4 protein-coding genes are annotated in these 5,070 nt (G+C 71.9%); 2 read left to right on the top strand and 2 right to left on the bottom strand.

Annotated elements, in window-relative coordinates:
* Positions 1-127 precede the first annotated feature (127 nt).
* Positions 128-775, bottom strand: a complete 648-nt coding sequence (locus tag ACIBVP_RS20390; protein ID WP_396107745.1) for a DUF3159 domain-containing protein — start codon at positions 773-775, stop codon at positions 128-130.
* A 101-nt stretch (positions 776-876) separates the two neighbouring features.
* On the opposite strand from ACIBVP_RS20390, the gene ACIBVP_RS20385 reads away from it, so the two are divergent.
* Together ACIBVP_RS20385 and ACIBVP_RS20380 are read left to right on the top strand one after the other, a co-directional pair.
* The gene (locus ACIBVP_RS20385; protein ID WP_396107744.1) at positions 877-1,566 is read left to right on the top strand and encodes a DUF3887 domain-containing protein; all 690 of its coding nucleotides are present in this window, start codon (positions 877-879) and stop codon (positions 1,564-1,566) included.
* A gap of 188 nt (positions 1,567-1,754) precedes the next feature.
* Positions 1,755-2,555, top strand: a complete 801-nt coding sequence (locus ACIBVP_RS20380) for an SGNH/GDSL hydrolase family protein (RefSeq protein WP_396107743.1) — start codon at positions 1,755-1,757, stop codon at positions 2,553-2,555.
* 191 nt (positions 2,556-2,746) lie between these two features.
* On the opposite strand, the gene ACIBVP_RS20375 is transcribed toward ACIBVP_RS20380, so the two are convergent.
* Positions 2,747-4,864 carry a BTAD domain-containing putative transcriptional regulator gene (locus tag ACIBVP_RS20375; protein ID WP_396107742.1) on the bottom strand — a complete coding sequence of 706 codons (2,118 nt, stop codon included), beginning with the start codon at positions 4,862-4,864 and terminating at the stop codon, positions 2,747-2,749.
* Between the last annotated feature and the right edge of the window lie 206 nt (positions 4,865-5,070).

Here is a 5,070-nt window from a genome sequence, read left to right as displayed (position 1 = left end):
ACCGGGTCCGACCCGCGCGTCGCGGGCGCGGGCGCGCCCTGCCGCGCGCGTTTCGGGGGGGGGCCCCCCCCGCCCCCCCCCCCCCCCCCCCCACAACTCGGTGTGCCTGGGAACGCGACTCGCGGGGTTAGGGGCGGGGGTGGCGGAGGCCCGGGTGGGTTTGTGGGAGGGATTTGCGGAGGACCACCGCGCTCGCGGCCAGTGTCGCCGCCACCAGTGGCCAGCTCAGCACGACCCGGGCCACGCCCAGGGCGACCACCCAGCCCGACCACCACAGCAGGCCGAACACCACCACGCGCACGGTGTACTGGCCGAGCACCCACACCCAGCTCGCGTTCCCGTACGCACGGACCAGGTCGGGGTCCCGTCGCCACCGGGTCTTCTGCCCGAGCACGAGCCCGACCACGACGCCGAGCAGCGGCCACCGGATGAGGATGCTCAGCGCCCACGCCAGCGCGCTCGCCACGTTCGACAACAGCTGGATGAGGAAGAAGTCCTCCGCCCGCCCGGTCCGCAGTGCCACGAACGCGGCCAGCGACACCGCCGCCACGCTCGCCACCGACGCCGTCACCCGCTTCCCCCGGGCCAGGCGCCAGATCCCCACGGCCACGCCCGCCACGATCGCCGCCGCGGCCGCCCAGCCGATCGAGCGGCCACTCACCAGCCAGGCGACGACGAACACCGCGGGCGGGATGCTCGCGTCGACGGCCCCCCGGCGCCCACCCAGCAGTTCCCGGAGCGACTGGTCGCGCGTCTCGGTCGGCTGGTCTGTCACGTGTCAAGCCTGCCTCATCCCGAATCAGTTAGGCCACCCTAACCTCAGTTGACAGCACGTTTTAGAATTACGTGCACGGCTGACAGGCACGGAAAAGAAGCATGGCCAACGTCGACGATCCGCACACCTGCCGCAACTGTGGTCGCAGCCTTCCCAGACAGCAAGGGAAAGGCCGGATCAAGCAGTACTGCGACGCGACGTGCCGCAGCGCTGCTCGGCGGCAGCGCGCCAAGCACGGCCTGACCCTCGAAACGCGTCAAGGTTACGTTGACGACGGTCTCACGGCGGTGGCCGAGGCCCTCGGACAGGCCCGTGACGCGGAGAACGCGTTGCGGCGGGCGGTCGACGAAGCCAGGGCGTCGGGCCGCACCTGGCAGGAGATCGGCGACGTGCTCGACACCTCCCGCCAGGCGGCCTTCCAGCGCTTCGGCCGTCCGGTCGACCCGCGCACGGGAACGGACACGACCGGCTCCGACGAACCGCTGCCGGGCGCGGCCGAGAAGGCGATCACCCTGCTCGCCGACCTCGTCGCGGGACGGTGGGCCGAGGTCGGCCGCGACTTCGACGCGCGGATGGCCGCCGAGCTGACCACGGACCGGATCGCCGACGCCTGGGCCCAGGTGGTCGGCACGTTCGGCGCGCACGAGCGGATGGGCGAACCGGCGACGTTGCGCGTCGGCGGGTACACCGTTGTCGACGTGCCGCTGTACTGCGAGGCGAATGAGCTGACCGGCCGGGTGTCGTTCGACGACGACGGCGCGGTCACGGGCCTGTTCCTCCTGCCCGCCTGACCCGTTGGTCCGAATTGGACAGTCGACGGCGAACGGCGGGACGGACGCCGGAACCGACGTCGTCCGATCACGCTGCGCAGCCGTCCGCGAACACGGCAAACCGACGGTGGCGTAGGTCGGGAATCAAGCGGCATCCTGGCGGATTAGGAGATATAACGAAGGGCGCGCACTAGGGAGGGGTGGTCGCCGTGGGGCGGAAGTGGAAGAGCTGGGTTGCTGTTGGGGACAGCTTCACCGAGGGACTGAGCGACGAGGCACCGGACGGCAGCTACGTGGGGTGGGCCGACCGGCTGGCCGCGACGCTCGCGGAGCGCGACCGCGACTTCCGGTACGCGAACCTGGCGCTGCGCGGGAAGATGCTGCGGGAGATCATCGACGAGCAGGTGCCGATCGCCGTCGAGGTGAAGCCCGACCTGGTCACGATGTGCGCGGGTGGCAACGACCTGATCGTGCCCGGCAGCGACGTCGACGCGCTCGCCGAGGAGTACGAACAGGCCATCGTGGCCCTGCGGGCCGCGGGCTGCGAGGTCGTCATCTTCACCGGTCCGGACCCGCGCAGCCAGCCGGTGGTGCGGCGGGTACGGCCCAAGGTCGCGATCTACAACGCGAACCTGCGTGCCATCGCCGACCGGCACGGCACGATGATCGTCGACCTGTGGGCCATGAAGCCGCTCGTGGACGTCCGCTCCTGGAGCGACGACCGGTTGCACTTCTCGCCGGAGGGTCACCACCGGATCGCGCTGCGTACGGCCGAGGTGCTCGGTGTGCCCGTGACCGAGGACTGGCGCGAGCCGTGGCCGCCGGTCGAGCCGACGCCGTGGCTGCGGTCCCGGCAGGCGGACCTCGCGTGGACCCGCACACACCTGCTGCCGTGGGTGCGCAGGCACCTGCGCGGCGAGTCCATGGGGGACGGACTCGCGCCCAAGCGGCCCGAACTGTCCCCGCTTCCCCTGCCGACAGGCACCGGCAAGAACAGCGCCCGCGTGTGACGCTCTCCCAAGCACACCGGCCGACACCGTTCCCCCAAACAGTGTCGGCCGGTTTGCTTGGGCAGCACACCCCCACGTTGGTAGCGCCGCCCGAGTGCTCACGGTCAGGCTCCGGGACGTCGAGCACTCGGCGCGCAGCCTGCCACTTGATCGCCCGAAACGACTAACTCCTCGCTAAACGCGGGCCCAACCTAGACGACCAGACGGACCAACCGGCTCAACGCGGCGGGTCCCAGAGCCCGCGTACCCTCGGAAAACTCCGCGGCGAGGCGCGCGAGCGCGACCAGCTCGTCGTCGCCGTCCGTCCCGTCCGCACCCGCCTCGACCACGGCCAGCAGGTTCGCCCACTCCTTGTCGATCCAGTCGACGGCCTCCTCGGCGGTGGTCATCACCGGGCCGGGCCCCTCCGGCAGCGGGCCACCGTCGGGCCGCAGCAACTCCCGCGCGGTCCGGGCGCCTGCCAGGTAGTACCGCCGCAGCCGCCGCACCGCAGCCGCTCTGTCCACTTCGGACATCTCGGCTTCCGCGCGCTCGGACGCGTGCAACCGGACCAGGTCGTGCATGAGGAACACGTCACGACTGGTCTCGGTGACCACGAAGGACGCGGCGAGCGCACGCAGCACGCGCCTGCACTCGTCGACGTCACCGTCGCGGAGCGCGGCGACCGGCCCGGGCCCGATCCGCGTGCCGGGGAAGAGCCCGAGGTGCCGCACGATCTCGGCCGGCTCGGACCGCAGGCTGCGGTAGGTGACGTCGAGCGCGGCGCGCACGCTCGTGTCCACGTCCTCGGTGTCGAGCGCGCCGAGCCGGGACCGCTCGTCGGTCAGCTCCTCCACCAGGTCCGTGACCGTCCACTGTGGATTGGCGGCGAGCCGCGCCGCCGCGATGCGCAGGGCGAGCGGCAGGTGCCCGCACAGCCGGGCGAGCTTGCGGCGCTGTTCCCGGTCCCTGCTGTGCGCGGGCGTCCCGGCCATGAGCTCGATCAACCGCTCCGCGGCGTCGGCGGCGAGCGTGCCGAGCGACAGCATCTTCGCCCCGGTCCGCGCGACCAGCCCGTCCATCCGGATCCGCGAGGTCACCAGCACGAACGACGACGACGCGGCGGGCAGCAGCGGGTGGACCTGCTCGGCGTCACGGGCGTCGTCGAGCACCACCAGCACCCGGCGGTCCGCGAGGATCGACCGGTACAGCGCGGCCCGGTCGTCGAGTTCGAACGGCACGTCGTCGACGCCGACGCCGAGCGCGAGCAGGAACTGGGTGAGCACGTCCGCAGCCCGCACCGGCGTGTGCTGCGGGTCGAAGCCGCGCAGGCTCGCGAACAGCTGTCCGTCGGGGAACGCCGCCGCCACCCGGTGTGCCCACAGCACGGCGAGCGCGGTCTTGCCAACGCCCGCGGGCCCGGCCAGCAGGCCGATCGCCGCGGTCTCGCCCGGTGGCAGAAGCCCGGTGAGCCAGTCGAGTTCCTCGTCCCGGCCCGCGAACCCGGACGGCGCCCTCGGCAGCTGTGCGGGCACCAGCACCCCGACCTTCGGGGTGAGCACCGGTTCCGGCGACGGCTCGAGCAGGCTCGAGTCGTCGCGCAGCACCCGGGCGTGCAGCTCACGCAGCTGCGGGCCGGGGTCCATGCCCAGCTCCTCGGCCGCCCGGTGCGCGAACTTCTGGTAAACGTCGAGCGCGGTGGCCCGCCGGTTCGCCCGGTACAGGGCCAGCATGAGCTGCGCGACGAGGCGCTCGCGGAACGGCTGCGCGTCGATCAGCTGCGTCAGCTCGCCGATCATCTCGTGGTGGCGGCCCAGTTCCAGCTGCGCGTCGTACAGGGCTTCGAGGATGGCGAGGCGCAGTTCGGTCAGCTCCGGCGCCGTCACCCGGCCGCCGAGGTCGGCGAGGGCGGGACCGCGCCACAGCGCGTTCGCCTCCCGCAGCAGCTCGGCCCGCCGGGCAGGGGGCTGTTCACGGGCCTTCCCGAGCAGCGACCGCGCGACCGTCACATCGATCAGCGACTCGTCGACGACCAGCCGGTAGCCCGGGGGTGTGGTCACGATGAGCGCGTTGACGTCGGCCTCCGCGATCCGCTGGCGCAGGCGGGACACGTAGCCCTGCACCATCGTCCGCGCGCTCGGGGGTGGTTCGTGCGCCCACAGGACGTCCACGATCCGGTCCAGCGGCACGACCTGGTTGGGTTCGAGCAACAGCATGGCGAGAACGCCACGCATGCCGGCACCGCCCAGCGGCACCGCCCGTTCGCCGACCACCAGCTGCACGGGTCCGAGCAGGCAGAACCGTGCGACGGACGGATGCTCCGCTGCCATCGGACCACCCCCCAGTTGTCCCGCGGCACCCTGACGGGACCGCATGGTGCACAAGGTACGACCTCTGGGTGACGAGTGGGACCTCCCCGTCACACCCGCCACCCGGATGGTCTAGGGCCTGTATCGAAGTGGATCAGCTGATGGCTTCGGGTGTGGCCTGTTCCGGCGTGTCGTTGATCAAATAGGAGAGGTCTCCGGTAGATCGA

This window comes from Actinophytocola sp. NPDC049390 (genome assembly GCF_044466355.1).
Taxonomy (GTDB): domain Bacteria; phylum Actinomycetota; class Actinomycetes; order Mycobacteriales; family Pseudonocardiaceae; genus Actinophytocola.
The sequence above is the reverse complement of the archived record's forward strand: the minus strand, read 5'-3'. Positions and strand labels throughout refer to the sequence as shown.

Coding starts and splice junctions, on each gene's coding strand:
- ACIBVP_RS20375 (WP_396107742.1), bottom strand. CDS start 4,864: ATGGCAGCGGAGCATCCGTCCGTCGCACGGTTCTGCCTGCTCGGACCC.
- ACIBVP_RS20385 (WP_396107744.1), top strand. CDS start 877: ATGGCCAACGTCGACGATCCGCACACCTGCCGCAACTGTGGTCGCAGC.